This window comes from Hallerella succinigenes, assembly GCF_002797675.1.
Classification (GTDB): domain Bacteria; phylum Fibrobacterota; class Fibrobacteria; order Fibrobacterales; family Fibrobacteraceae; genus Hallerella; species Hallerella succinigenes.
Genome location: NZ_PGEX01000001.1, coordinates 232,487 through 259,457, shown reverse-complemented (window position 1 = coordinate 259,457; position 26,971 = coordinate 232,487). Strand labels below are relative to the sequence as shown.

Here is a 26,971-nt window from a genome sequence, read left to right as displayed (position 1 = left end):
CGGAAAACGAAGATCTCTATTTGAAGAAGCGCAGGAGATGAAAGCTATCGCCAAAGATGATAGTGGTACAGTGCATTTCGGTCAATCCGCTCTCGAACTCATTCGAAAAAATCCAGACCTCTATCGTCAACTTGCATCCCGCTACATCCTTATCGGCCACAGCATGGGTGGAGTCGTTTCCCGAGAGTACGTGCAAGGAAACTTCTACAATGGCGATGTGGACAAGATAATAACGCTCGATAGTCCGCACGAGGGTACGGGGACGATGAACATGATTGCCAAAATGAATGCGATAGATGATTTTTGGGGACATCTGGGGAAAAATCTTGAATCCTCAGCGCTTTCCGTTGTCCCGCAGATGCTCTTGCTGGGAAATGTCGGCGATGTCGGTTTTTCAATCACCACAATATCCTCTAATTTGTTGAGGAAAGAACTTGGCAATCTCGTCGCAACGGCCTTATCTCCTGAATACTATGTTGAAAGAGACCCTCTGCTCCACTATGTGGACCCGAAACAGACTGGTTTCGGCACGATTGATTCTTTGAACGGATTGTCTTATGAGCCTGACTCCATGCCCATGATCAGAATTTTGTCAGGTCGGCATGGAATGACGATGTCGGATCCGGGCGATCTTGACGATGGTTTAGCCGGGGGAATTCGTACCTTTATTCCTGACTATGCTGCTATGCCGTATTTGAATTACAACGCCCAACTGGAAGGATCGGGTGATATGTCTGCAAGGTATGTCAATGCACTGACTTCGTTCATGATGGGCTATGCGGGCATTCCCGTACAACAAACGGGTAGTAGCATAGTTCCCGATTTTTCTAGCAATGGTTCTGGAGTCGATGTTCTGAATGATCCTATGATCGATGTCGAACGGGCGTATTTCAATGCGGCTCCGAGCGCGTCTGGCACTTTAGGCGATGTTGCTTTAATTATCGAATCCGTAACAAATCAGATTCGGGATTTAGACCTTACCCTTGGTTACATATGCTCCCCGTGTGCAAATGCAGCCAAGATTGCCCTCGGCTTTGCTGGCGCGGAGCAGGCTGCTCCCTCTATTATCCCCGCCGCTATTGCTGGAAAATCCGACATGGAGGAATCCCACCAGATTTCTTTGTATTGGGACTATTTGGATACAATGAAGGCAAGTTTCAATACCTATTCGTTACAAAATGGGTCTTTTTCATACACGCCCTATCTCATGGAAGACTTCCTTTACGAGCGACCCTTCGTGAATTTGGCATTGAACGATACTGCGACATTGAATCAACTTCAGGGGATGAGTGATTCCGCACGTGATGTATCCACTCTGAACCGCAACTGCTATTATGTCGGTTCGCGTGATGCGGCGAATTGTGCTGTAGGTCTTTTCAAGTCATCAACAGATTTGAATTCCTATCAAAAGGCTCAAGCGGTTTCTTCTTTGTCCCCGCTCCGCTTCAAGTCGGAATCCGACTGGTCGAAGATGGGCGTGAAGGTGGATCGTTGGGAACGTGTGCCGGGGCTTAGACCGGATGGAACACCTGACGACACGATCGTCCCCATTCGTCATGTGGAACGTTATGAGGTACCTGCGATTACTGCCGATGACAGGATTGAAAAATACTCCTTTGTTGTGGATGACCTGATGCCGCACAGGTTGCGCCAGATCCGCATGAACTTCAACTATCAGGAGGAAATCGCATGGGAATGCGATGTTTCAAAAGACTATGATACAAACGACAACTGCACGGTTTACAAACGGACTTCTGGTAGTGAATGGACTGAACTAAGAAAAGAAAAACATCCGGTCAAGAAAAATGGTCAGTTCGATTTTGAACCCCGTAAATATGGCTACGACAACCTTCTTGCTATCCAAAAGGACAACCAGAACACGGTCACGATTTCGACGGTGAACAAGATAGGTTTATCAAATACGCAAAGGTTCTATTATCTGTTCAAGGCGACGGACGATCTGCTGGTGCCTATGTGGCCTAAGCGGGATGTGGCGGTAAATTCCATCTCCGGTTTTGAAGCCTACGCGAGTGTCCTTGATTACCAGGGCTTTTCCGTGGTGGGCATGCGTGATTCCGTGTGGTATACTGCGGACGGTGTTAGGAAAACCTTTGGCAATCTGCAGGATATGGATTTTTTGCGGAGTGAAGGCAGTGGTAATGTCTATCGTTCTAGAATTTCCGAAAGCAACCTAACCGAAGGAGAACATCATTGGGTGTTCAATGCCATTACCCACAATTCCGCCGGAGAAAGCAATGACAGCAACGATGTCTATGATGTGCCCTTTAATGTGGATGTCACGCCGCCAAATTTTGAACTTTCGGTTGACAAACCATGCATGAATCCTGACAGTTCAGTATTTATCGCCCGCTTTGCCTGGGGCGATTCTACCATTCCTGACATCCGGGCCATGCGGTGGCAATTGGAGAAAAGCAACGGCAACGGATTTTCTCTTATTACGTCGATGCCCTCGTTATATGATGTCACTTCTAAAGATTTCGCCGTGGCATGGGATAAAGTTCCGAATAGGGAAAACCTGCAAGACGGGCTTTATCGGGTGAAGGCTCTTGCCATCGACTATGCCGCCCCAAATCTGGAGGCGTATGATTTCGCCACGGGTCTTGTCACAAAAATTGCTGGCGGAAACGACAGGGATTCTGACTGGAGCACCCTCGGCGATTATAGTTTCAATCGCACAGAAAAGACAATCGAATTTCGTATCGACAGGACCGCTCCCGAACTGAATTTTGAAAAGGTCGGAGGGTCTCCGGTGGATTCCTTCGGAGTTGAAAAGTATGCAGGTTTTTCACGTCCTTCCCGCAATCAGGACTTGGAATATGTTTCAGAAGATAGCCTGTTGCAAGTGGAATATTTGGTAAAGGAACCTCTGGGTGGTCGCGATTCTACCGCAGTGACTATCGGTTGGGACTTTGCGCATGTGGATGACGTATCCAAAGTTGACCGGGCTGGTGATTCCGTATGGGTCAGGGACGCAAGTAATGTGGGGTATGGAACATGGACGGAAATGTCGGGAATGCGCTTGCAAGATGGCGATTATATCCTCAGGGCGAGCGTTCGTGATGAAGCGAAGAATACAAAGGCATACGATTACACAAAGAAAATCCGCATTGACCGCACCGCCCCGAAAATCGTGAGCCTTGTCAGTTCCCGCCTTGTTTATCCTGATTCGGTGAAGGATTTCGCTGCGACTCTCAATGTTTCGGAATCGGATGACATCGCGACAAACCGCACGGGGATGCGCTGCCATTACCACGTTCTTGGAGGCGATGCTGACGGCTTATGGCGTAATGTCAGCGAGGGTATCCTAAAAACCGATACGGTCAGGTTTGATATTCCTGCCGTTGCCGTGGGAGAACGAAATGGCAAACGCTATCTCGAGGCCGTATGCCTAGATGCCGCCGGGAACTCAAGTGTCCGCACGGATCTGTTCCATGTGGGGAACCGTTACCCCGAAATCGTATCTCCGGCAGAAGACAGGGAATTTCTCACGGCTGAATACATCCCTATCGTGGGAATTGCACCGCCTGCTTCAGCAAGCGCCGAAAATACGACCGTCTACAGGCTTCGCTATCGTTACGAGAATTCCGATGAATGGCTGACCGACAATATTGCGGTGGTCGCCTCGAACCGTTCTGAAGATAGTTCTTACATATCCAAAACGGCGCAGAGTACCGAAGGGGTTTTGGGCTACCTGCACAATGTGGGATTTTCCGAATCGAAAGTCTATATCGAACTTTCTACCCGCTCCTGTGAGACCTGCGAATGGCAATCGGATTCTACTTTGGTGACGGTTGATGAGGTTTCCGTCAATGAAGAATCCCCAAAGGTTGTCTTTGATATTTCTTCCGCGGTTATGGAAGTGGGCAAGGATTCTCTTTCAATGTCCTTACGCCTAGAAGGAAATTTCAATCATAATTACCTGTTGCATTTGTATGCTGAGGATTCCAAGGGTGTCGGACTTTTTGACAAATCCATGGAACGGGTCTTTGCAAATCCGTTTTATGGTGAACCTGCCGATACGGCCTTGTCAAGGGGAGTGTGGTTTTACGAAAAAGAGGGCGCGTATCACCTGAAATGGAAAGGACTTGAAAGTTCGGATTCGATAAAGGTTTCCTTTGACTCAAATACATTTGGAGAAACTTGCCTTTCTTCGGATGGTTTGGGCAACATGGATTTGGGTTGCAGTGTCTCGGATGAAATTGCCGATTATTCCTATGTTCAAAGCGCTGCTGGCTCCTATTTGTCTAGTTATCCGATTTGGCAGTTCCCTGCATATACTGACAAGTTGATGACTCTTTTTGGTGCAAGTGGACATTTAACGATGCAATCCTCTGGGGCATTTCGTATTGCCGGAAATGGTTCAATAAGCGATGCGAATATTCCTGTCTATTTCGGTTCTCACAAGGAAAGTGGATTTGCTTTTATGGACCTAGAACAGTCCTCTTCCGTAAATCCCTGGAATACAGGCTGGTCTGTCAACCCGAAAAGCTATGGACTGAATTATGTTTGGAATGGAATCTCTTCCACGAACACGTATCCGCCATCAGGTAGCGTCACTCTCCATGCGGAAGTGGTCGAGAATAGCCTCGACAATCCGTTTGCCACTTTAATCGATACCGTGGTGACTCTTGTTTTGCCGGAAATGGAAATATCGCTTCCTGAACTTTCGGAGTTCTACCTTATCGACAATTCTGCGGATTCGCTCAATTCCGATACTGTTGATGAGGATACTACTACGGATACGGAGGAGGTGAAATTATATGATCTTGGATCTTTGAATATCCCTTATGGAATCCTGTACAGGGATGCCTATGTGTCCATCAAAATAACGGATTCGGAAGGGAATGTGGTTAGAACTCTACAGGATTCCGTCTTCACAAGGGCGAATGCTAAACGGACCGCTTATTCGGTTTTATGGGATGCAAAGGATGCGGAGGGGTTCGCAGTCGAACCTGGAAAATACAGGGTTGTGATTGATGCTTACGAAGTAGAAGGTTCCCATAAAAAGACAGCATCCACCGAACTCAAGATTTCTTTGAAAAAAATGGTGCCAGCCTTTGAAGATGGCACGAATTTGGTTGTTTCCGAGGCTTTTGACGATAACGGGAAAAATAGGTATGTCCCTGTTCCAGATTACCTTGTGAGGACGGATATTGCTGCAAAATACTTGCCTACGGATTTGCGTAATGGGGTGACTCTGAATGCAGATGTTTTGGGAACGCAAAGAATCTACGGCTATGCCCCCAAACGGTTTAGCCTGGCAATAAAGAGACACAGGAAACAGCTGGATTTGGTCTATGTTGAACATTTTCATGCCGAAGTAGAACAGATAAATGGGAATTATAATTGGACTTGTGAGGAGGGAACCCTCAATAAACAAGATTTCGTGACAGCTGGCGTGTTGGACTTTTCATCTACTCAAAGAGAACATGTCTTACCTTTTATCTGGAGTAAAAAATCCCATGGTTTTGACGGAAAGGATTATCCTGCGAACAACTATATTGACATTGTTGTATTTACGCTCAAGGGATTTCAAGATTTTCTTGAAGAGGAACAATTGGATTCTATTTCAACCTTGGATGATTTTAATAAAGCAAAACGAAGTAACTATGTAGTATGGAAATTAGATGATTATTCGGAAAAAGAAGGCTTTTATCTGCCAGGTACAGACAAAGTTGATTCTGTGCAATTCGGTTATCAAAATAATGGATTGGGGTGTAAGGCAGATGAGGGAAAGGATGCCCTGGAAAATACTTGTGACTATGGCGCAGATATTGTAACCACTAATTATAATCCTAACAAAAATCTACTTGATTTGGTATTCTATCCAGGAGAAAATGAGATTTTCTTTGATGAATTTGGCACTCCAAATACTCATTGCTCAAGAGAGGGATTCCATAGGTATCAGCGGGCTAATTTTTCAATAAAATTCAAAATCCCTGATTCCTACTGGGATGCGCCCTTTGGCATGGATAACCTTGTAAATCGCACCGTTCGATTTGACCACACGAACAAGACCATTTATGCCGAATCTGCATCGGGAACAGACGGATATATGGCAGCCCTTCAAAAAGACTTGAAAAACAAATCGGTTATTGACGAGGGGAACTATTTTGACGGTACGTCCTGGAAATTTGACAGAACGTATGGATTGTTAACGCCCTATGAAATGCAGGCACTGCCCTTTTTACCAGCAAGTGAGTTGCAGGGTGGAAAGAATACCTTCCTTTTTGCCGACGAGGATTCTACCCATCAGCAGCCCTCCTATTTTGACTTGAAATTTTACGGACCGCGTTCCGACAAAGATTACTTCAAGGCCATTGTGTTGGGAAATCCTCTGGAATCAACGACTGGTTGCGACTACGGCAATGCGACGAATTACGATGCCGCCTATCAGTTGGCTATAGACGGATATGTCCACAACCCCAGATGCCAAGTTTCCGTTACGAGCAAGAATGGGGAGCCGGATTCCATTCGAACACCGCTTTACAATGCCGGCTACGTCTATTTCTATGTAGGCAGAAATATGATGTGGAGTCAAGGGTATGAAAAGATCGTTGATTTCCCGGCACCGACCAATGTACTTGACACGATTTCAGGGAAATGTGCCGATAATGAAGAATGGTCCGAAGTGAAGGAAACTGCCGGTTGCAAGAAGTTCTACAAGGGTGGCTCCAAGATACATTATTATCTCGATGATTTTGACAACGCCTTCTGGGAAACGACCTACACGTCGGACGGAATCATCAAGAATCCCGTTAATTCCCCTGCGCACTATCATGCTCCAAACGACATAGGCTATCTGGATGAATCTAAGATTGGAAATACCACTGCCGTCAGCAACTTGCTTGTAAAACCGAATTCTTCGAATTACAAGGACGCTTCATTCTATGTTTCTCTCGATACGCTGGCTAAACTGAAGGGTGAAAAGAACGGATACTCCGTAGAATCAATAGACGCAAGATTGTCGGCCAGTGATGCGAAAAAAGCAAGGTTCAGCACCGCATTCGACACGCTCTATTTTGATACCAAGGATACGGTAATAAAGAATCGGTATTATCGCGAATCGCAGGATAGCGTATCCCGGATTCCTACGCAAATGAAACCGGCAAATTTGCCCTTAAAATATTTTTACCGGGGCTTTCATTCTTGGATAAAAGAACCGAAAGTAGATAGCATAGATATTCTGCACCTAGACTCCACGGAACATTCCCATTTTGCCATTTCCAGTGAAAAGACATTGGATGACAGGGTGATCAGCTTCAAGGATGCCAAGGACATTGATGTCGCCCGCCCCAAGGAACTTGTAGAGCTAAAGGCTTACTTGACTTCTGGACAGAAATATCAGCTTTCCTACCTTAAGGGTGGCACCTATTACGTGATTAAGGATACGATAGCTTCCGTGTCTGGAAGTCATCGTCTTGCCTGGTTTGATGTAAACCGATTGCAAGGTAATACGCAGTTCCTGCTGACTTGGGGTGGTAAAGTTGACGAGCTTTATTATAACACTTACAATCTTTATGTGGGTTCGGATGTAAATCCGGATAACGAAAGTACGGTCCACTCCCTGTTCGGCGAACTTTCCGTGACCTTCCCGACAAATTCGCTGCAGGAAAATAAGGATGTCACTGTCCGGACTGCCGAAGTTGACGATTACCCGTTTGAAGAATTCAACAATATGCCGCTGACGGGCCCTGTTATGGAGGTTTTGCCGTCCATGGAGTTCAATGATACGACAAAGCTTCCCAGAATACAGATGCGTATATCCAAGGCGGAAATGGATTCCAAAGGTGTCACTCCGCAAACTCTCACGCTTTACAAGATAGATTTTGACAATAAGAAATTCGTCCCACTGACTAACGCCTTGTACGGCTACCTTAATGCCGATGGAAGAGCAGCCGTTTCGACGGGTTCTTCGGAAAAGGCTACGTGTAGTACGTGGAATTCTGAAGAATGCTATCCGGGTGAGAACAACTGGGAATACATCCTGATTTCCGCAGAGACGAAGACATTCTCTGTATTTGCTGCCATATCTTCCGTATTGGCGGAAACCCCTGATTTCGACCTGGAAATCTTGCCGGAAGTGGCGGCATCCGCCGAAAGAATCGTGAAAGTGAAGGGAATAGGCAATTATGCCCTATACGTGGATGACGATCCCCTGTGGAATGGCAAGGGCGACATGACGCCAGCGGTTCCGTTGACCTTTACGGTAGACTTGAACGGATATGCCCATGTTTCGCTGCCTACTCGAAATGGCGTGATAGACACGAATTACATTTTCGTTGTGGCGAAATCCGAACCTGATTCCTTGGGCAATTCCGTTGAACTGCCCTCCGCTCCCGCTGTGGCGCGGGCCCTTACGGTTCCTTCCGAATACGCCTGTTCCGTCCCGTCCGATTCCCTGTGGCTCGGTCTTGACAATGGCTACATGGCATACGGTGCGGAGTGTAATCAGCCTGGCGTGGGAACGGTTTCCCTTTACCGGGACGGTAAACTTGTCACGGAAATTCATGGCGACAATCCCGATACGATTTTTTATGACGGATCAAGGATTCTCGGAACTTCCGTAGTCGGAAAAATCGCAGATGGTATTTACGAATCCCGCTATCTAGGCGTTTCTACGCTCGGAATGGAGCAGCAGGTGGCTGGACCGTCAGTTTACACAGATTCGATGCGTCCGTCCGTCGAAGGTTTTGACGTGCAGGAATCTTCCGAGATCTTGGACAGGGTCTTTACAGTGACGGCGAAAGTCTCGGATTTGGAATCCGGTATCGCCGCCGTGACGGTATCGCCGGAGTTTGGCGGCGTGGCGCTCGATAAAATGAGCCTGATACCGGATTCCGCTGGAACTGTAAGCGCGGCGCTTAGACTGACCCGCAGGCAAATGACGGAATGTCTGGGGTGCAGGCTTAGACTTACGTTCCGTGCCGAAGACTATGGGCATAACCATGCTGACACGACCTTTGCAACGGATAACATCTATCCCTATCCGTCGGAACTTGCGCTCTGGTATCCCGCCCGGGAGGGCTCGGGTCAAACGGCCTACGAGTTCTTGGGAACAGGACACGACCTGAATCTGGCTTCCGTGAGTAGCCCTTGGCAAAGCGATGTCGGAATCTATTTCGGCCATGTCGCGGATTTTGCATCCGGAAAAGGCCGGGTAGATTTGGGAACGGCGGATTCTTATACGCTGGAAGCCCGTATCAAGAGGGGTTACTCGTCCGATTCCTGGAACGAAATCCTTTCCTTCAAAGGCTCCGGTGGACTTTCCATACGGCTTTTACAAAAGGGGCGATCGTTGAAACTTTCCGAGGGCGGTCGGGAATGGTTCTCTGGCGAGGTACTTTCCGCCTCGACCAAGACCTGGGAGCATGTGGCGGTTGTTTCGGATTCTAGTGGCGTCAGGTTCTATGTGGATGGGGAACGTGCAAAGTCCGTTCCTGACGGGATTGATGCCGAAAGGGAACTCTATGGCACTTTGACCTTAGGCGGATCGTCTAATAATTCGTATATCGGGAATATCGCCGATATCCGCCTCTATTCGGGAGCCCTGTCCGATGAAGAGATTTTCGCCTTGTCTGTACCTGTAGCCGATGACGGCGACTTGTCGGATGTGATTGTGGTTGCCGTAAAGGATATGGAGATGCTGGAAGGCTTTTCAGGGCAGTTCTCCTGTGCCGTTGCAGGAAACCGTTACCTGCTCGCAAGTTCCGCTCATTCCAAACTTCGCATGACATTGAATGTTGAGACTTCGGGTAACTATAGTGTTGTTGCGTATGCCCGTTCGGCAAATCTTACGGGTGCAAATATTTCCGTCGGCGAAGGAGCCCTCCTTTCTGGGCAGATTGGACTTTCCGGTGCATGGAGGGCGACAGAGATTTCCGGGGTAACACTTTCGCTTTCTAGCGGGGTTCACACGATTTCGCTGGATGTGCCCGAAGGCGTGCAAATCGGTGGAATTGCCTTGGCGGAAAAGGCTGTTTCTCCGTCCATGATTGCCTGGGGTAGAAGTTCCTTTGATGAATCTCTGGCAGATGCTGTGTCGCCCAAAATTCAGACGTTCCTGAAGTACGAAGGCTTTGATGACCGCTCCATGCTTCGGCCCCGCATCAGGTTAAAAAATGTATCCGATGAAACAATCAAAGGCTATTCCGTCCGTTACTATTTCCGTGGCGAGGATCCGTCGCAGGTCCAAACGTCGGCATTCTATCCGCAGGACTCCACCCTGCTTGCCGTCCATTCGGAAAGTCCGCGTACGGGGTATGCCGAGTGGAAGTTTACAGATTCAGCACTTGCACCGCAGGATTCGGCTTTCTATGGGGATGGGCCTCATTTTGGCCTCTACAATTTCGATTGGTCTCCTTGGAATGCGGAAGATGACCCGTCCTATGTGGCTGCTGCCGAATATGGATTTGTGCAGGACGAGGGAATCGTCGTCCTTGATAGTAACAACAATTTGATTGGCGGCAGCTGTGCCGAGATGGAGGATGAGACATCCATTATGGCGAAGGCCCGCGTATTGGCTTTCGATATGCGGAGTGACAACCAGGCTAGCGAAATCCATTTCAAGGTGGAAAACCTGGGTAGCGTGGTGCTTCGGAATTTTGACGTGCGTTACTACTTCTATGTAGAAGAGGGTCTCGCTCCCATATTGGATATAAATCACTTGGCCTCCTGTTCCACGGCGGACATGGAAAGCCTTGGCAGCGGACGTTGGCAGGTTAGCGTGCATTGCGAAGGTTCCATCGGGGCGGGGAACGTCATGGGTGACCCGGTGAATTTCTCGCTACATCTTTCCGAATGGGCGAATGTTTGGAACGCAAGTGACGACCCAAGCCATGCAGGTCTTTCGGGGGCTATGGCAGAGGCGCGTGGAATTTGCGTGTTCGACTCCCTTGGAAACCGCGTCTATGGAGATTCTCCTGATTGGCCGGAAAGTTCCGTGATTGCATCGGAGCAGTCAGGCGAAAACTCTGTAACAACGCCAGATAATGGCTATCACGGGGATGGCTCTATTCCGGTTGTCCGCACGGATGAAGGCCTGGTGCTGACTCTTGAAAATTGGACGACTCTTTCGCTGGATTTGGTAAATGCTGTGGGGATTCCGGTAAAATCGATCTTCGCTGGAACCCTTGCTCCTGGTGAACAGTTTGTACAAGTGAACTGGTCAGGAATCAATATGAAAACCACCTACCTGGTCTTGAAAGTGAACGGAACGATTCAATCAACAAAACTTTTGTCGTTGATGTAAGGAGGTTTGATATGAACAAACGAATACAGGTGATTTTAGGCGGCTTGCTTTTTGTGTGTGTCTCGGGGCATGCCCTGGATCTTAACGCCGTTTTTGAGAACCAGAAAAAGGCTGCGTTCCCGGACACCTGCGAAATGCAGATGCGGACTACGGTGACTCTCCCCAATATGGCCTCTCAAGAGGTAAATATGACGTTGCTTACTGCAGGGGAGTCAAAATCCATTACCACCATCAAGTCGAGCATGATGCAGATGAAAATGGTGCAGAACAATGGCCGCATGAAGGTGACGGACCTGAAAACGGGCAAGGTGTTGCCTGCTCAAAATATGCCCGCACAGAATCCTGCCGACGTGAACAAGCAGATGGGGTCTCCTGAAGACTACAACATTCCTGTTGCGGCAGGAAAACTTTGGAAGATTACTCCCAAGGATTCTTCGAAACCTACATTATATTATTCGCAGAAAAATAAGCGGGTGATGAAGATGGAAATGGCTGTGAACGGGGCGAATGTCGTAAGCGAGCTGGAGTATTGTGACAATACGTGCACTCTTCCGGGAACGCTCAAGAAAGTGTCCATAAAGACGGTCATGCCTCAGGGCGGTGAAAGTACAGTCGTACTTGAAGTGCTGAGGGCGAAGCAAAGGCATGTGCTTCCAGCGAAAATGTTCGATGTGGAATGAATTAAAAAAGCCCGGAAAAATTCCGGGCTTTTGCAGTTTCGGAAAAAAGCTTACTTTGTAAGCATCTGAACGAGCTTTGTAAACACGCGGTCTGCGAGCGGGTTCGTTTCCAAACCTTCGAACAGGTTCAACTGGTTGAACACCAGACGTCCGTTGCCGAACGGAACAATCTGAAGATCGACGCCCGTCTTGAGTTCGCCATTTGCGATCGTCACGGAACGTGCGAGAACCTGTGCGTTCGGAAGTTCGGTGAGCGAAATGCTCGGAATCACGGAAGATGCAAGATCGTCTAAAATTTGATGTCCAGCAAATTCCGGGAGCAGTTCGGATCCGTTCACTAGGTAATGCACGGAAAGACCGTTCGCACCGGTGGTGAAGTGAGATTCGATCGTCTGCGTAAAGTGATGGCTCGAATTGAACGTTTCGAGGTCTTCCGGGTTCAAATCCGAAAGGAAGAGCGTCTTTCCGCCGTCGCGGGTGAGTTCTACGATCTTGTTCAGAACGACGTCGTTCCAAGAGCTGAGGCTTGCCGTAAAGATGATCTTTTCCGGACCGGCGAGGGCAGCAAGGGCATCGGCTGTCGTTTCCGCATTGTTGTCGAGGAAGCAGACCTGGGACATGGCGCTTTGCACATCGGAATCTTCGAGAACAAGAAGGTTTTCGTTCGTGGTGCTGACCACGGATCCGAGGGAAGAGAGCGTGAGCACGAGCTTGTAGTCGCCAGGCGCCTTCGGAGCGACGACCGTGAACGTGCCGAGCGGAGTGAGGCTTGTCTGGCCCTTCGCCTTGTGCTTGTCGCTCGAAACGGTTTTTCCGCTCTTGTCGACGATGGAAATTTCGATTTCGATATCTTCGAGGCGGGCCTGGTTCAACAAGGCAAGCTGGAAGGAAATTTCCGTCTGCGGAGCGCTGATCGGTTCAAAACCGGTGATGAGCAAGCGGGTTGGGGTGGTCGCCGCCTTCATGAAGGAATCGAATCCCTTCGTCTTGCGGTTTTCGTCCACGAGACCGCAGAAGTCCGCACCGAAGTCAGCCCACTGGTCGAGCATAAAGCCGGAAACGAGCGGGTTGCTCTGGATGGCGTTGATTTGCGTGAGCTTACTTTGCAAGGCCAAGCGGTGCGCATCGGCGTTGAACGCTTCTAACGATTTCCAAATCGAAAGATCCCTGTTGTCGATAAAGGCTTCGAGCTGCTTGAATGTCTGCTTGATGGCCTTGTTATTCTTGATGCTTCTAGAACCCTTGATGTCTGTCGGGGAAGCCGGCAAAAGTGCATGGTTCTTGAGCGTGACGAGAATTTTGCCGTTGGTTTCTTCGACAAAGTTTTCGTATTCGTCCTGGAACTGCGAATTGCCAAGAGTCGTGTCCGGAATGTTGACTTCGTCTTCGACAATGGAATTCTTGTCGCAGTAGTGGGCGAGAAAATCCGTGAGGGCTGCGTTCGGGCTCATGCGAAGGTGCATGCGGTGAGACGCGTAAAGAAGAATCTTTTCGTTTGTCACGCCCATGAGCTTGCCGGTGTCCTTGTGGAACTCTTCTTCGTTCGAGAGGTAGACGCAGTTCAGGTTGCTGATGACCGGGCGGCACTTGTCGTAACCGTCGACCGCGTTCAAAAGCTTGTTACCGTTTTCGAGAACGAGCGGGCAATTTTCGGAACCGAGAATCCAGGAGACAATGCACGGGTGGTGCTTCTGTTCCGTCACGAGTTCTTCGATCAACTTGTAAACCGCTTCGAGACCGCGCGGGGTAGAACGCATCGTGTGAATCGGGAATTCTTGCATCACCAGGAGACCGATTTCATCGCAGATATCCAGAGCTGCATCGGTCAGCGGGGCGCCGTTGGAACGAATCGTGTTGAAACCAGCCTTCTTGATAGCTTCGAGATCCTTGCGGAGCTTGGCTTTGTCGGAAGTCCAAAGGCCGCCTTCGCTCCAGTGCTGGGTATACGAGACACCCTGGATTTTGATGATTGAATCGTTCAGGTAGAAGTCGCCCTTGATGCAGTCGAATTTGCGGAATGCAAAATTTTTGACCACGGAGAAGGAATGTTCCGGCGTTTGCTTCGTCTTCGCCTTGCCTTCGAGCTGAAGTTCAATCGTGTAGAGGTTCGGTTTTTCGATCGTCCAGAAATTCTTGTCCTTATTCAGATTGCGGATTTTGAAGATAAAACGGCTCGAAGCGTTTTCCTTTTCAAGCTTGACATCCTTGACGAGTTCGCTGACTTCGCCCTGAGGATTGCGCATCAAGATGCGGAGACGGGTGCTGAAGCCACGCGGATTGTTAAAGGAGACATCGACTGCAACGCGTTCTTCGTCGAGGTCCGGTTCAAGCTGGACGCCCGAGATGAAAGCAGCTCCGCCGAGAATCAGGTCCACGTTTCCGTAGATACCGCCGAACGGATATTCTGTCCACGGGAGGCCGACCGGCATTTCGGACGGGCGAACAAAACGGTCGTCCGCGCCTTCCTTGCTTTCACGACCGAAGTCGATACGGCTGTTGGCGGAACCCATGTTCGCTACGCGCACACAAAGGACGTTGTCTTCGCCCGGTTTGATCGCCTTGGAAAGATCCAGAATGCACGGCGTGTAGGCTCCGAAGTGCGAGCCGAGGTACTTGCCGTTCAACCAGAAGACGGCGTGCATGGAAATACGTTCGAAGCGCAAGAAAATTCGCTTCGGAACCTGCTTCGCATCCACAGTGAAGTGCTTAAAATAATAGGCGGCGTCCTGCGAAAGGGAGACCTTGTCGAAGTACTTTTCCCATACACTCGGCACTTGGATTTTTTGGGTGCCACTTGGATAGGTGGCGTACCAACGATTGATAATACCCATGTCTTCTGTGTCGAACAGAAGTTCCCAGTCGCCGTTCAGGCTCACGATAGAGTTCATTCGCGTTCCTTGTTGATTCCAAAACATGATGATTTTCATCAAATTTAGCAAATATTAAAAAGAAAAATGGAAAAAATTGGCTTTTGACCTCCCAAAATCGGAATCGCTTTTCTATATTTGGGGCTCCACAGCAAACCTAAAAAAAGGAATATTATGTATTCTATTGTTGAAACAGGTGGTTTCCAGTATAAAGTCGAAGTCGGTAAGACTCTCAAGGTCCCGAGCGTCGATGCAGCTGTCGGTTCTTCTCTGGAGCTCAAGTCCGTCCTTCTTTTCTCCAACGGAAAAGAAGTTAAGGTCGGCACCCCTGTCCTGAATGATGCTTCTGTCAAGGTCGAAGTTCTCGCCCATGACAAGGAAGACACGGTTATCGTGTTCAAGAAGAAGCGTCGTACCCGTTACGTTCGTCGCAACGGTCATCGTCAGGGCTATACGGAAGTGCTCGTTACGGAACTCCATTCCGGTGCAGAATCCGAAGTCGTCGATCAGAAGATTATCGAACGCAACCGCGCTCGCATCAAGGCTCTTGCAGCTCAGAAGGTTCAGAACGTTCCGCTGACTCGCAAGGAAAAGATCGCTCAGGGTCTTCCGAAGCCGGCAAAGGTTAAGAAGAATTCCATCCGCAAGTCGAAGGAGGCTTAATAATGGCTCACAAGAAAGGTCAAGGCTCCGTTCGTAACGGCCGCGATTCCAATGCGAAATACCTCGGCGTGAAGAAGTATGCAGGTGAAACGGTGAAGGCCGGTGGCATCATCGTTCGTCAGCGTGGTTCTCATTTCCACCCGGGCAACAACGTTAGCATGGGCAAGGATTTCACCTTGTTCTCTCTCGTTGATGGCAAGGTCAAGTTCGAACAAAACGCTGGTCGTCAGAAGGTTTCGGTCTATCCGGAATCGTAAGGCTGACAAGTCTTTAAAAAGAGCTGGATGTTCTATCCGGCTCTTTTTTGTATTTTTAAGAAAAACTCTAGTAGGAAAGGAGAGCTTTATGAAGAGAATGTTTGGTTGGATGCTCGCTTGCGCCTGTGCCATGATGTTTGCAGCTTGCGCGAGCTCGGCGCAGAAGGCTTCGGAAGGCGGATTCAAGACGGTAGAAACTCCGGCTTCGGAACTTGAAAAATACAAGGCGGAACTTGCGGAAAAGGATATCCCGTCTGCGGTCGGCATGGCCGTTTCGAACGATGAGATGATCGCACGTACGCAGGCCGCGGATGAAGCCCGTGCCGCCCTTGCAGAAGCGACGAAGACTCAGGTGAACCGCTACAAGGAACAGTACGGCAAGAACGTCGACGGTAAGGCGCTTAAAATCTGGGAAGAAAAGGCGAACGAATATACGCAGCAGGAACTGGTCGGGGCAAATGTCATTCGCACCATCACCCAGTTCAACGAGGAAAGCGGTCAGTACAAGATTTACGTCCTTGTGGCGATGGATCCGGCGAAGCTCGCCGCCGCCATGCAGAAGTCCGCAGAAGAAAATCAGGAATTCATGCTCCGCGCTCAGAGTGCCGATATGCAGAAGCGCATGGACGAAGCCGCCGAAAAGTACAAGGCGGAAGTGCAGAAGAAGTAATTCCTTTGAAAAAGCTTGAAAGTCCCGCCCCGGCGGGACTTTTTGCATTTGAAAGCGGTTCTCGATTTTGTATATTGGGCTGAACAATTTGTAGGAATGTTCATGATGCGTTTGATTTCCATTCTGATTCTTGCTTGTGCGTCTTTCCTGTTTGCGGAACCGAAGCTTTCGGTGGCGGTGACGCTTGCGCCGTATGCAAAGATTGTGCAGGAAATCGCAGGGGAAAATGCGGATGTAGTGACTCTCGTTCCGCCGAATGCGAATCCGCATTTATTTGAACCGAAGCCGAATACGCTGCGCGCCTTTTCCAAGGCTTCGCTGTATTTGAGCGATGGATCGGGACTCGACAAGGCTTGGCGTCCGCGTTTTCTGGGCGTGAACAAGAATATCCGCATCGTGGATATTTCCCAGGGTGTTTCGTGGATGAATGAGGAAGCGCACGAACACGTTCATGAACATGGCGAAGAACTCGATCCACATATTTGGAATTCTCCGCGAATGGCGATCTTGATCGCTTCGAATGTATGCTCGGCTCTCGTCGAATTGGACGGGCTGCATGCAGGCGTTTACCGCACGAACCTTGAAAAATTTTCCAAGCGCCTTTCTGATCTGGACGTGAAGTTTACCGAAGCGACAAAGGCTCTTTCGGAAGACCGTCGCACGTTCATCGTGTTCCACCCGTCCTATGGATACATGGCCCGCGATTACGGCTTAAAGCAGATTGCGGTCGAAGTGCACGGCAAGGAACCGAAGCCGCGCGACATGCAGAAGCTTGTGCATATTGCCAAGGAACATCAGGTGAAAACGGTCTTTGTGCAACCCCAGTTTAGCCGTCGTGCCGTGGAATCGCTTTCACGTGAAATCCAGGCGAAGATCGTTTCAATCGATCCGCTCGCTTTCGACTTTGAAAAGGAATTGCAAAAGTTCATTTCGGCGATTTCGGAGAGTTCCAAGTGAATCCGTTCCCAGCGATCGAAGTTCGCAATTTAAGTTTTGCCTACGAAAAGGCGCCTGTCCTTTCGAATGTTAACTTCACCGTGGAAGCAGGAGACTTTCTTGCGATCATCGGGCCGAACGGTGGCGGAAAAAGCACGCTGATGAAGCTTATCGTGGGGCTTTTGAAACCCTCCGAAGGGGATGTGCGCCTTTTTGGAAGAAAGATGCCTTCGAGAAAGGTTTCGGTTGGCTATGTACCGCAGAATACCAATCATAACCTGGAATTCCCGATCACCGTGGAAGAAACAGTTTCGATGGGACTTCCGCACTGCAAACCGAATCCTTCGAAAGTAAAGGAAGCTCTGGAAACGGTGAAGATGGAAAGCTTTGCCGGTCGTAGACTGGGCGAGCTTTCAGGCGGTGAACGTCAGCGTGTGCTGATCGCTCGCGCCCTCGTCTCTGATCCGCAAATTCTTTTTTTGGATGAGCCTTCGAGCAATATCGATGCGCAGGGCCAGGAAGATCTGTACGAGCTACTGGCGGAGCTGAATGCGAAGATGACGATCGTGATTGTGAGTCACGATCTGATGGTGCTTTCGAATCATGTGAAGAGCGTCGCCTGTGTGAATCGCTCGGTGCATTTCCATTCAGGTTCGCAGATTACGCCGGAGATGGTGCAGGGCATGTACGGCTGCGAAGTGGACTTAATTGCCCACGGCGTTCCGCACCGCGTACTCGGTACGCATCATTCTCACTGACTGTGTCATCGAGATGGCTACGACCCTATGGGTCTCGCAATGAGATTCCATAGTGTCAAAGTTTTGAAAAATTACTTGATGGTCGTGGTGAAGCGGAGTGCTACGCCGACGTCGTCGAGTTCCTTTTCGCTGTAGACGTTGAGCTGAGCCTTGGTGCGTCCGTAAGACTTCACGAAGGCGACAGTCCATGCGAAATCGTCTGCATCCGCATTGATTTCGTCGCGGTTTCCGATGTGTTCCATTTCGAACATCAAGTGGTCGAGAATGCCTGCGGTCGGGATTTCCACGCCGACGTAGAACGGAAGGTGTTCCGAACCCTGGGCGTATTCCGGCTTCACGGCGGTACCCGCTTTGACGGAGGCAGCATTCACGTCGCTATCGGTCGTCGTTTTGAGGTAAGCGATTTCTCCATAGAGACGAAGATTCTGGATGAAGGAATAAGAAAGGTAGCCGGCGATGCGGTGCGTTTGGGTTGCCGCTTTTGTCATCGCATCGAGAGCGTTCACGCGGTATGCGGCAGCGAGTTCGAGCGGGAAGCAGAACTTGACACGTTCTTCGACACGGACATAGCCCGTGCTGAACTTGTTGTCGGTTGTTCCGAGCATTGCCTTGAAGGCGGACGGACCGTAGTTCCAGCCGAGTTCAAAGGCGTCATGGGAATAATCGCGCATCATGAATCCGCGAGTTCCGATCGCCTTGTCGATATAGGTACCGAAGTTTGTAGACTGGGACCAGTCCGTCTTCCAGTGACCGAGCTTGAGGTTCACTTTGTGATCGCCCAAAGAATACTTGTAATTTGCCCAGTAGAGATCGGCGAGAATCTTGTCATAGCTTTTTCCGTCGATGGTGTTGCCGAAGTGCGGCCCAAAAATACGGAGCATCACCTGAGCGTCAAAGCTTTCGGACTTGTACATGCCGCCCACGTTAGCGCGGAACCAGAAGGACTTGAGGCCATCGTCTTCGTTGTTGGCGGTAGCTTGAGTCTGAATGTTGCCCTTGAGAGCGAAGTTGTCTTCGGCAGCAAAAGAGGTTGCGGAAAGTGCGATCGTGAGGGCGATCGTTGCCTTGAGAAATTTCGATTTCATACCAACTCCTTAAATTGCGAGCAAAATTTATTAAAAAGCCGAGCCCTTCTAAAGGTTAAAAAGTTCAAAAGTCCTGCTTCTCAACGCTTGAGTTTCTGTTTAAACGATTGCAATTCTAAAAAATCCGCGCGTTTTTATTAGATTACGAGGGAAAGTTAAAATGGGAGAACCCGAATGAATCGTTTGATTGCTTTGACCGCCCTTGCCACATTCGCCTTTGCGGCGGCGAAAGATCTCGCTCCGAACAAGACGCACGCCGTTTTGAACATTTCGTACACGAATTTTGACGATGTTCCTCAAAAGAACAAGACTTTGACTTTTGTCGGCAAAAAGAACCCGAAGAACAAAGTAACGGTCAAGACGAATGGCTACGGTGAAGTTTCTTTTTTGATTCCGCGAGAAGATTCTTACCAGATTCTTTGTGAAAGCTTGACAGGTCCGTTTGAATGCGGTGAGACACCGTATGTTTCCCCGCGTGCAAGCTACGGTTCGGTAAATGTCGCCTTTGACGATACTCGTGCAGAACTCCAGGGAGTTTCTTTTAAGGTGGGCAGTGCGGAACTTGTGCCGTCGACGCTTGCAACCCTCGACAAGACTATCGCAGGTCTTAAAAAGAATGCAAAGGCGAAGGTGGAAATCGAAGGTCACACAAGTTCGGAAGGTGGCGAAGAATATAACCAGAAGCTTTCCGAAGACCGTGCGAACAGCGTCCGTGATTACATGATCAGTAAGGGAATTTCCAAAGACCGCGTGACTGCAATCGGTTACGGCTACTCCCGTCCGAAGGCTTCGAATGATACCGAAGAAGGCAGAAAGCAGAACCGCCGCATCGAAGTCCGCGTGACGAATCCGGATGAAGTGGACGCTGCGCCGGCTGAATAAAAGTTCTTGCTGCGCGCGCCGTCCGTCTCTCCATTCGGCTCGCGTTGCGAGCTTATTTTAAGGCTTGGATCTGAGTTTTCCAGACCGCATCCGGATCGTCGGACGCGAGAGAGGAAAGGTATGCGTTTCCGCGGTAGGACCACGCAAAAATGTTCAGGATGCCCGCTTTGCGGGCTTCTTCTGTCGCGATAGCGATGTCTTTTTCGCGACCTTTTTCAATCTGGTAATTCTTGATCCACATCTGCGGTTCTTTGCCGTATTTCTTTGCGATTTCGAAAATACGCTTGGAGGTTTCCGCATAATGCTTCTGCACGGATTCTTCCAAGGCTCCACGCTCCCAATAAGGGTCGCAGGCGATTTCGTCAACGGAATCGAGCTTTGCTATCTGATCCCAGTCGTCGAGTCCCGCGGGGAACCACGGCGGTAACATGCATACGCAGTTGCGCTTTCCGCGCGCGTGTACGTCGGCGGTCATTTCGGCGAGGAAATCCACCAGGGAATCTTCCCTGAATTTTTGGACTTCTTCCGTCATTTCCGCAGGCATCTCGTGGTTGTAGCGGATACGGAATTTTTTTTTGCAGTGCGGACAGAGGCATGCCCAGTTTTCGAGCTTGCCTTTTTCAAAGTAAAAGTGCGGCTCATCCCAAAAGATGGTTTCGACCTGAGAGTCGCAAACGCTTGCAATCCAACGGTGCATGTATGCGCGGAACTCCGGATGGTTCGGGCATGCGGCGACAGATGTTTTGCCGTCGAGCGAGACCTGGCACATGTCGTGATTGCGGGCGGTGAGTTCCGAATAGGCTTCTCCGCCGAAGACGCGCCCGATTCCCCAAGGATTGACGTAAACATTCAGTCCGAGTTCGACAGACTTCTCGATGATTTCCTTCATCGTCTTCGGATAATACTGTTCGTCTTCTTCGGACCAGGTGTGCAGAACATGCGTAAAACCGGCGTCGCGGATTTCCCGAAGATCTTCTACAGCTCGTTCTGGATTGCGGACACCGAAATAGGCGATACCTTTTTTCATGATTTTAAGGACGGAAGGAGGAGACGTTCGACCACTGCGGCGAACCGGCTTCGACAAATACGTGTTGAAGGACATCTTCCCATTCCGCCTTGCGGATTGGCTTCGGCATAAAGAAGGCGTCATCGGATTTTTTGGAAACCGGGTAATCTTTTTCAACGAGTTCGACAATCCAGGATTCCGGAATGGCATCGCGTAAATGGTTGCCGAATGCGATGGATTTCTTCGTCGGCTTGACTCCATGGTCGAGGACGATCAGCGCAGGGGATTCCCCTTGCGAAAGCGGAGTGTCCAAAGCCTCTTCACCCTGTTCGATTCCCTTGCAGGTGTAGATGGCTGTATCCGCCGGTATGTCATGCGAAAGCATCCAATCGAGAGTCCAATTGGCAAGCTCCGTCAAATCCGTCTCGCGGTCGTCTGAAATAAAAAAGATGTGTCCCACGGCTTAAAAATAACTAAAAAAGTTAGATTTTCTAAGAAATGACCCATTCTTCGTTGCATTTTCCTCCTTTGGGGGAATTCGATTTTGTTCAAAAGGTACTGTCGGACGCCCTTCCGATGGATGAAAACGCTCCAAATTCGCGTTTTTGGTTCGGAGCGGGGGATGATTGTGCCGCTTTTGACGGTTGGCTCGTGACCAAGGATATGTCGGCGGAAAATTCGCATTTTCGCTTGGACTGGTCGACTCCGGAGCAGGCGGTCGAAAAATGCATCGTTTCGAATGTGTCGGATATTTCGTCGATGGGCGGCGAACCGAAGATCGCCTTGCTCGGCATTTGCGTAAATCAGAGTTGGGATAAATTAACACGGGAACGAGTGGCGAAGGCTTTTGCCGACGGATTTCGAAAACGAGGTATTGCGTTAATCGGCGGGGATGTCGTGGCGGCAAAGGAAGGTCTGTTCTCGGTTACGCTGCTCGGACGGGCAGAGGGAGAACCCTTAAAGCGTTCGGGTGCAAAAGTCGGCGATACGGTTTACGTTTCGAGCTTTCTCGGAGCAAGCGGTGCCGGCCTTTGGGCTTTTTTGCACGGCAAGCAGAGCGATCCGGATTTGGTGGATGTAGTTCGCGAACATCTTTCGCCCAAAATCGATGAACGGATGGGCATGAAACTTGTACAGGCCGGAGTTTCGGGCGGCTGCATCGATCTTTCGGACGGAATGAGTTCGGAATTGAACCATTTGGCGCTCTCTTCGGGCGTAAGGATCCGAATTGACGAAAAAAGTGTGCCGATTCATCCCGGTGCGTTGCGCCTAAGCGAAAAGTATGGCGTCGATGTGCGAGAATTTTGGTTAAAAGGCGGTGAAGATTACCGTTTGCTTTTCACAAGCGACCTTTCAAAAAGTATATTCTTAAAGAATAATCTTTCAGTGTATCCCGTTGGTGAAGTGCTCGAAGGCTCGGGCGTGGAAATTCGGAATTTGGCTGGAAAAGTGGAAACTCTACAGGCGGACTGCTGGTCACATTTATGAGTCAAGGAACGTCAAAGATTGGTGAACTCCTGCTACGACAGGGGGTTATTGATGAAGATCAGCTGAAACATGCGATGAGCGAGCATGAACGCACAGGTCTTGCCCTTGCAAAGATTCTTGTACGTCTCGGCATGGTCAGCGAAGAAGTCCTGACGAACATTCTCGGTGTTCAGATGCGCAATTCGACAAGAATGCGTATCGGAGAACTTCTGTTGAAGCATGGATTTATTACGGAAGAACAGCTGAACAAGGCTCTCGAAGAACAGAAGAGAACCGGACAGCGTTTGGGACGTACCCTTGTGACTCTCGGCTATATGTCGGAAGAGCGCTTGGTCGAAATTCTTTCTGCCCAGTTCGAAGTCCCGTACGTAAAGCTTTCCAACTTTAATATTGACCCGGAAGCCCACAACAAGATTTCGGAAGACGTCTGCCGCACCTACAAGATCGTTCCGCTGTTCTTTACGGACCGCGTTTTGACGATCGCGATGACGGACCCGACGAATGTGCGTGTCATCGACATCGTGAAGTTCAAGTCCCAGATGGAAGTGGACATCGTGATGGCGAGCGAAAAGGATGTGATGTCGGCCATCGACCGCACCTATATGTCCGCGTCGGGCAATTCCCTCGAAGCGTTACTGAATCAGGCGAAAGCAGACGAGGCGGAAGAACTGCAAACAGTGGACCGCGAGTCGGAACAGACTCAGGAAGCCGAACTGACGGACGAAGAAGGTCAGCAGGTCGTGAAGATCGTGACTTCGCTCATTCAAGAAGCGATTTCCCGTCACGCATCCGATATTCACCTGGAACCGCAGGAAACGTTCCTCAAGCTCCGCTACCGTATCGATGGTGACCTCCAGGTCCAGGCTCCAATTCCTGCCCGTTTGATGAACCAGATTCTTTCGAGAATCAAGCTCCTTGCGAAGATGGACATTGCAGAAAAGCGTAAGCCGCTCGATGGTCGTTTTACCGTGCGTTTCCGCGGAAGCGAAGTCGACTTGCGTGTGAGTTCCTTCCCGGTTTCTTTGCGTAAGCGCGGCATTTGCGAAAAGATCGTGATGCGTATTCTGGACCCGAATTCGGGTCAGTTCCCGTTGAAGGATATGGGCTTTGCGCCTGTGATGTTCAAGCAGTTCAAGGATGCGATCAACTCTCCGAACGGCATTGTGCTCGTGACCGGTCCTACGGGTTCCGGTAAGTCTACGACGCTTTACGCTTCTATTCGTGAAATTCTCGACCCCACGATCAACATTTCGACGATGGAAGACCCGGTCGAATTGAATATTGACGGTGTGAACCAAGGTCAGATCAACGTGGCCGCAGGCTTTACCTTTGCCGCGGGTATTCGCGCCCTGCTCCGCCAGGACCCGGACGTGATTATGATCGGTGAAATGCGTGACAAGGAAACATCTTCGATGGCTATCGAAGCGGCTTTGACGGGCCACTTGGTGTTCAGTACGCTCCATACGAACGACTCCGCAGGATCGTTCCCGCGTTTGCTGGAAATGGGCCTCGAACCGTTCCTTGTCGCAACCGTGATGAAGGGTATTCTTGCCCAGCGTCTTGTGCGCCGTATTTGTAAGCACTGTAAGGAACCGGTGGACATTTCCCCGGAACTCCGTGAAGAATTGCACCTCGCTCCGGATATGCAGTTCTACCACGGCAGAGGTTGTGAACACTGTGATGGTTCCGGTTACAAGGGACGTTGCGGTATTTATGAGTTCCTCGTACCGAATGAAGCTGTGCGTAATGCGATTGTGAAACGCGCTTCCGGTGACGATATTAAGAAAATCGCCATGAAGGAATGCGGCATGATCACGCTGCGTATGGATGGTCTGCAGAAGGCTTTGGATGGTCTTACCACTCTTGAACAGGTGCTTGGTGCATCGAACCCGGATGACTAATGGCGCGCATAATTGATCTTACGCGCTTACATGAAGAACTGAATGAAGAACAGGTTGCCGCGGCCGCAAAGACTGAAGGCCCTGCTCTCATTTTGGCAGGCGCCGGTTCGGGAAAAACCCGTACAATTACTTATAAAATTGCGCACTTGATTTCTTCCAAGGGCGTGGATCCTCGTCGCATTCTCGCGGTCACTTTTACGAACAAAGCAGCCCGTGAAATGAAAATGCGTATTCAGCAGATTCTCGAAGGCAAGGTGAACCTCGAATGGATGGGCACCTTCCATTCGATCTGCGTGCGCATTCTCCGCCTGTGCCTTTCGAACGAGCGCATTGGACAGGCGCTCGGATGGAAGATCAATAGGAACTTTTCCATCTACGACGATGACGACCAGAAAAAGATTTTAAAAGAAATTCTAAAGCCGCTCTTTGGCGACGACATGGATGCGCAAAAGCTGAAACAGGCTCGCAGCATCATTTCGAAGTACAAGAACAGCGTGGTGAAGCAGTCGCTCCCGGATGGCAGTTACCGCATCGTTTTGCAGACGCCGACGGTCGCCTTGGAACAGGCCGCCTTTCCGGATCAACAGAAGATGGCGGGCGTCTATCGCGATTACCAGGCAAAGCTCGGCGATGCGAACGCGATGGACTTCGATGACCTTTTGCTGAATACGGTGGAACTTTTGCAAAAACTTCCGCAGGTGGCGGCTCAGTTTGCAAACCGTTTCCAGTATGTGGTGGTCGATGAATACCAGGACACGAACGACGTCCAGTACGAACTTTTGAAGTTGCTGATCGACCGTTCCAAGCAGAATGTGACGGTCGTGGGCGACGATGACCAGAGTATTTATGGCTGGCGTGGCGCAAACATTGAAATTATCCGCAATTTCTCGCATGATTTTGACCAGGTGACGTTCTTTAAGCTTGAACGCAATTACCGCTCTTCGGCAAACATTGTGAAGGGAGCGGGCTCCGTAATCGCTCACAACGACCGGCCTTTGGAAATGTCGAAAAACGTCTATTCGAAGGAACCGGCGGGTGAACCGATTCATGTGGTGAATGTTCTTGCGGATACGTTTGAAGCGGAACAGATCGCGAAGCGGGTCCTCGCCGCGGGTAAGGATGCCTATGCGCAGACGGCGATTTTTTACCGTACCAATGCGCAGTCCCGTGCGATTGAAAAGGCTTTGAACGATTCCCGAATTCCGTGCGTGATTTATGGCGGTACGCGATTTTGGGATCGCAAGGAAGTGCGTGACATTATGGCGTACATGCGTCTTCTTTCGAATCCGAAGGACGATGCGGCGCTTTTGCGTATTGTCAATACGCCTCCGCGCGGTATCGGTGGCGGTTCGCTTGACGCACTACGAATGACGGCAACGACGAACGCCTGTTCGCTTTGGGAAGCCTTGCCTTCCGAAATTGCGAAGGGCGGTCGCACAGCGAAAGGCTTTGAGAACTTTAAGAATATGGTCGACGGTTGGCTCGCCCTGTTGCACGGTAACGAAGCGCTTCCGATTCTTGCGGAACATGTGATTCGCGATACCTTCTACAAGGAATTCTTGAAGAAGGAAGACGAAACGACTTCGGACGAACGCGGACGTAACCTCGATGAAATGGTGAACGCTTTCCGCGAATTCGAAGAAGAAAATCCGGATAAGGGCCTCGACGAATTCTTGCAGGAAATTTCCCTTTTGACGGATGCGGACAAGAAGGTCGAAAATGCGCAGACCCGTGTGACGCTCATGACGATTCACATGGCGAAGGGCCTTGAATTCGATACGGTCCACATTGCGGGTTGCGACGAAGGCGTGTTCCCGCTTGTACGCGAATCGAGCATGACGGAAACTCCCGATGAACGCAAAAAGCAGGCGGAAGAAGAAAGACGCCTGTTCTATGTGGGCTGCACCCGTGCAAAGCATATCCTTTACCTGTACCATGCGGGACGGCGTTTTTGGCAGGGAAGTCTACGACCGTTCCCGCCGTCTCGATTCCTCGAAGAAATCGATCCTTCGACGACTTCGATCGAAGGGCGTTGTGCGGATGAAAGTTCGCAGGAATTTACCGGGGAACCTTGGAATCAGGGACTTCGCGGTTATGCGGCCCGTGGGGCTGGTTTGCGGCCTGCTTATGGTTCGTATGGAAACGGTGGAAACCGTTTTGGCGCTTCGCGTGGAGCCGATTTTTCAGGTTCGTATCCGCGGTCGTTCGCTTCTTCGGGCCGTTCGCAGTCGACAGGCCTTCATAAGACGCAACGAATCGTTTACAAGAATCCGCAGGTCGTGGAAAAGGTCGAAAAGGGACCGCGTCTTGTGTACGATGTGGATTGTGATAATCCGCTGCGCAGCGGCGTCCGGGTTCAGCACATGAAGTTCGGAACGGGCGTCGTGACAAATGTGTCAGGTTCTGGAGAGAACACGCGTGTGGAAGTTCGATTTTCTAACGGAATTGTAAGAAAATTGATTTTAAAATACGCCGGACTCCAAATTTTGGACTAGCATCTGACTCT

Annotated in this window: 15 protein-coding genes; 11 read left to right on the top strand and 4 right to left on the bottom strand. The window is 49.9% G+C overall.

Annotation, left to right across the window (positions count from 1 at the left end; genetic code table 11):
* Window positions 1–37: 37 nt before the first annotated feature.
* Both BGX16_RS01090 and BGX16_RS01085 read left to right on the top strand, forming a co-directional pair.
* On the top strand, window positions 38–11,272 hold the full coding sequence (locus tag BGX16_RS01090; protein ID WP_198514829.1) for a LamG-like jellyroll fold domain-containing protein: 11,235 nt from the start codon (window positions 38–40) through the stop codon (window positions 11,270–11,272).
* Between the two features lie 11 nt (window positions 11,273–11,283).
* On the top strand, window positions 11,284–11,952 hold the full coding sequence (locus BGX16_RS01085; protein WP_100424404.1) for a hypothetical protein: 669 nt from the start codon (window positions 11,284–11,286) through the stop codon (window positions 11,950–11,952).
* Between the two features lie 50 nt (window positions 11,953–12,002).
* On the opposite strand, the gene BGX16_RS01080 is transcribed toward BGX16_RS01085, so the two are convergent.
* Window positions 12,003–14,840 carry a glycoside hydrolase family 2 protein gene (locus BGX16_RS01080; protein WP_100424403.1) on the bottom strand — a complete coding sequence of 946 codons (2,838 nt, stop codon included), beginning with the start codon at window positions 14,838–14,840 and terminating at the stop codon, window positions 12,003–12,005.
* A gap of 153 nt (window positions 14,841–14,993) precedes the next feature.
* Between BGX16_RS01080 and rplU the strand changes: the two genes are divergently transcribed.
* From rplU to BGX16_RS01055, 5 genes are all read left to right on the top strand, one after another.
* Window positions 14,994–15,482: a 50S ribosomal protein L21 gene (gene rplU / locus BGX16_RS01075; RefSeq protein WP_100424402.1), complete on the top strand. Its 489-nt coding sequence runs from the start codon at window positions 14,994–14,996 to the stop codon at window positions 15,480–15,482.
* Window positions 15,483–15,484: 2 nt separating this feature from the next.
* Window positions 15,485–15,739 (top strand): 50S ribosomal protein L27, encoded by a 255-nt coding sequence (gene rpmA / locus BGX16_RS01070; protein WP_100424401.1) that lies wholly within the window; start codon window positions 15,485–15,487, stop codon window positions 15,737–15,739.
* Between the two features lie 88 nt (window positions 15,740–15,827).
* Complete coding sequence (locus BGX16_RS01065) at window positions 15,828–16,409, top strand: hypothetical protein (protein WP_146139473.1); 582 nt, start codon at window positions 15,828–15,830, stop codon at window positions 16,407–16,409.
* 102 nt (window positions 16,410–16,511) lie between these two features.
* Window positions 16,512–17,366, top strand: a complete 855-nt coding sequence (locus BGX16_RS01060) for a metal ABC transporter solute-binding protein, Zn/Mn family (protein WP_157797798.1) — start codon at window positions 16,512–16,514, stop codon at window positions 17,364–17,366.
* Complete coding sequence (locus BGX16_RS01055; RefSeq protein ID WP_100424398.1) at window positions 17,363–18,103, top strand: metal ABC transporter ATP-binding protein; 741 nt, start codon at window positions 17,363–17,365, stop codon at window positions 18,101–18,103. The genes BGX16_RS01060 and BGX16_RS01055 overlap by 4 nt, the downstream gene beginning before the upstream one ends.
* Before the next feature lie 71 nt (window positions 18,104–18,174).
* On the opposite strand, the gene BGX16_RS01050 is transcribed toward BGX16_RS01055, so the two are convergent.
* Window positions 18,175–19,188 carry a hypothetical protein gene (locus tag BGX16_RS01050; RefSeq protein WP_100424397.1) on the bottom strand — a complete coding sequence of 338 codons (1,014 nt, stop codon included), beginning with the start codon at window positions 19,186–19,188 and terminating at the stop codon, window positions 18,175–18,177.
* Window positions 19,189–19,362: 174 nt separating this feature from the next.
* Between BGX16_RS01050 and BGX16_RS01045 the strand changes: the two genes are divergently transcribed.
* The gene (locus tag BGX16_RS01045) at window positions 19,363–20,070 is read left to right on the top strand and encodes an OmpA family protein (RefSeq protein ID WP_100424396.1); all 708 of its coding nucleotides are present in this window, start codon (window positions 19,363–19,365) and stop codon (window positions 20,068–20,070) included.
* A gap of 52 nt (window positions 20,071–20,122) precedes the next feature.
* Here BGX16_RS01045 and BGX16_RS01040 read toward each other — a convergent pair whose 3' ends face one another.
* Together BGX16_RS01040 and BGX16_RS01035 are read right to left on the bottom strand one after the other, a co-directional pair.
* Window positions 20,123–21,097 (bottom strand): hypothetical protein, encoded by a 975-nt coding sequence (locus tag BGX16_RS01040; protein WP_100424395.1) that lies wholly within the window; start codon window positions 21,095–21,097, stop codon window positions 20,123–20,125.
* A gap of 4 nt (window positions 21,098–21,101) precedes the next feature.
* A complete protein-coding gene (locus BGX16_RS01035) occupies window positions 21,102–21,536 on the bottom strand; it encodes a hypothetical protein (RefSeq protein WP_100424394.1) in 435 nt (144 codons plus the stop codon).
* Window positions 21,537–21,574: 38 nt separating this feature from the next.
* Between BGX16_RS01035 and thiL the strand changes: the two genes are divergently transcribed.
* The 3 genes from thiL to BGX16_RS01020 are packed head-to-tail and all read left to right on the top strand — an operon-like array spanning window position 21,575 to window position 26,960.
* Entirely contained in the window at window positions 21,575–22,564 is a 990-nt protein-coding gene (gene thiL, locus BGX16_RS01030) for a thiamine-phosphate kinase (protein ID WP_241899388.1), read from the top strand.
* Window positions 22,561–24,465, top strand: coding sequence for a GspE/PulE family protein (locus tag BGX16_RS01025; protein ID WP_241899387.1), 1,905 nt, complete (start codon window positions 22,561–22,563; stop codon window positions 24,463–24,465). The genes thiL and BGX16_RS01025 overlap by 4 nt, the downstream gene beginning before the upstream one ends.
* The gene (locus BGX16_RS01020) at window positions 24,465–26,960 is read left to right on the top strand and encodes an ATP-dependent helicase (RefSeq protein ID WP_100424393.1); all 2,496 of its coding nucleotides are present in this window, start codon (window positions 24,465–24,467) and stop codon (window positions 26,958–26,960) included. Before BGX16_RS01025 ends, BGX16_RS01020 begins: the two co-directional genes overlap by 1 nt.
* The last annotated feature ends 11 nt before the right edge of the window (window positions 26,961–26,971 follow it).

Bases quoted from the DNA above. Each gene is read 5' to 3' on its own strand.
- BGX16_RS01040 (WP_100424395.1), bottom strand. From the start codon at position 21,097: ATGAAAAAAGGTATCGCCTATTTCGGTGTCCGCAATCCAGAACGAGCT.
- rplU (WP_100424402.1), top strand. From the start codon at position 14,994: ATGTATTCTATTGTTGAAACAGGTGGTTTCCAGTATAAAGTCGAAGTC.
- BGX16_RS01060 (WP_157797798.1), top strand. From the start codon at position 16,512: ATGATGCGTTTGATTTCCATTCTGATTCTTGCTTGTGCGTCTTTCCTG.
- rpmA (WP_100424401.1), top strand. From the start codon at position 15,485: ATGGCTCACAAGAAAGGTCAAGGCTCCGTTCGTAACGGCCGCGATTCC.
- BGX16_RS01065 (WP_146139473.1), top strand. From the start codon at position 15,828: ATGAAGAGAATGTTTGGTTGGATGCTCGCTTGCGCCTGTGCCATGATG.
- BGX16_RS01085 (WP_100424404.1), top strand. From the start codon at position 11,284: ATGAACAAACGAATACAGGTGATTTTAGGCGGCTTGCTTTTTGTGTGT.
- BGX16_RS01045 (WP_100424396.1), top strand. From the start codon at position 19,363: ATGAATCGTTTGATTGCTTTGACCGCCCTTGCCACATTCGCCTTTGCG.
- BGX16_RS01020 (WP_100424393.1), top strand. From the start codon at position 24,465: ATGGCGCGCATAATTGATCTTACGCGCTTACATGAAGAACTGAATGAA.
- BGX16_RS01050 (WP_100424397.1), bottom strand. From the start codon at position 19,188: ATGAAATCGAAATTTCTCAAGGCAACGATCGCCCTCACGATCGCACTT.
- thiL (WP_241899388.1), top strand. From the start codon at position 21,575: ATGACCCATTCTTCGTTGCATTTTCCTCCTTTGGGGGAATTCGATTTT.
- BGX16_RS01025 (WP_241899387.1), top strand. From the start codon at position 22,561: ATGAGTCAAGGAACGTCAAAGATTGGTGAACTCCTGCTACGACAGGGG.
- BGX16_RS01080 (WP_100424403.1), bottom strand. From the start codon at position 14,840: ATGAACTCTATCGTGAGCCTGAACGGCGACTGGGAACTTCTGTTCGAC.
- BGX16_RS01090 (WP_198514829.1), top strand. From the start codon at position 38: ATGAAAGCTATCGCCAAAGATGATAGTGGTACAGTGCATTTCGGTCAA.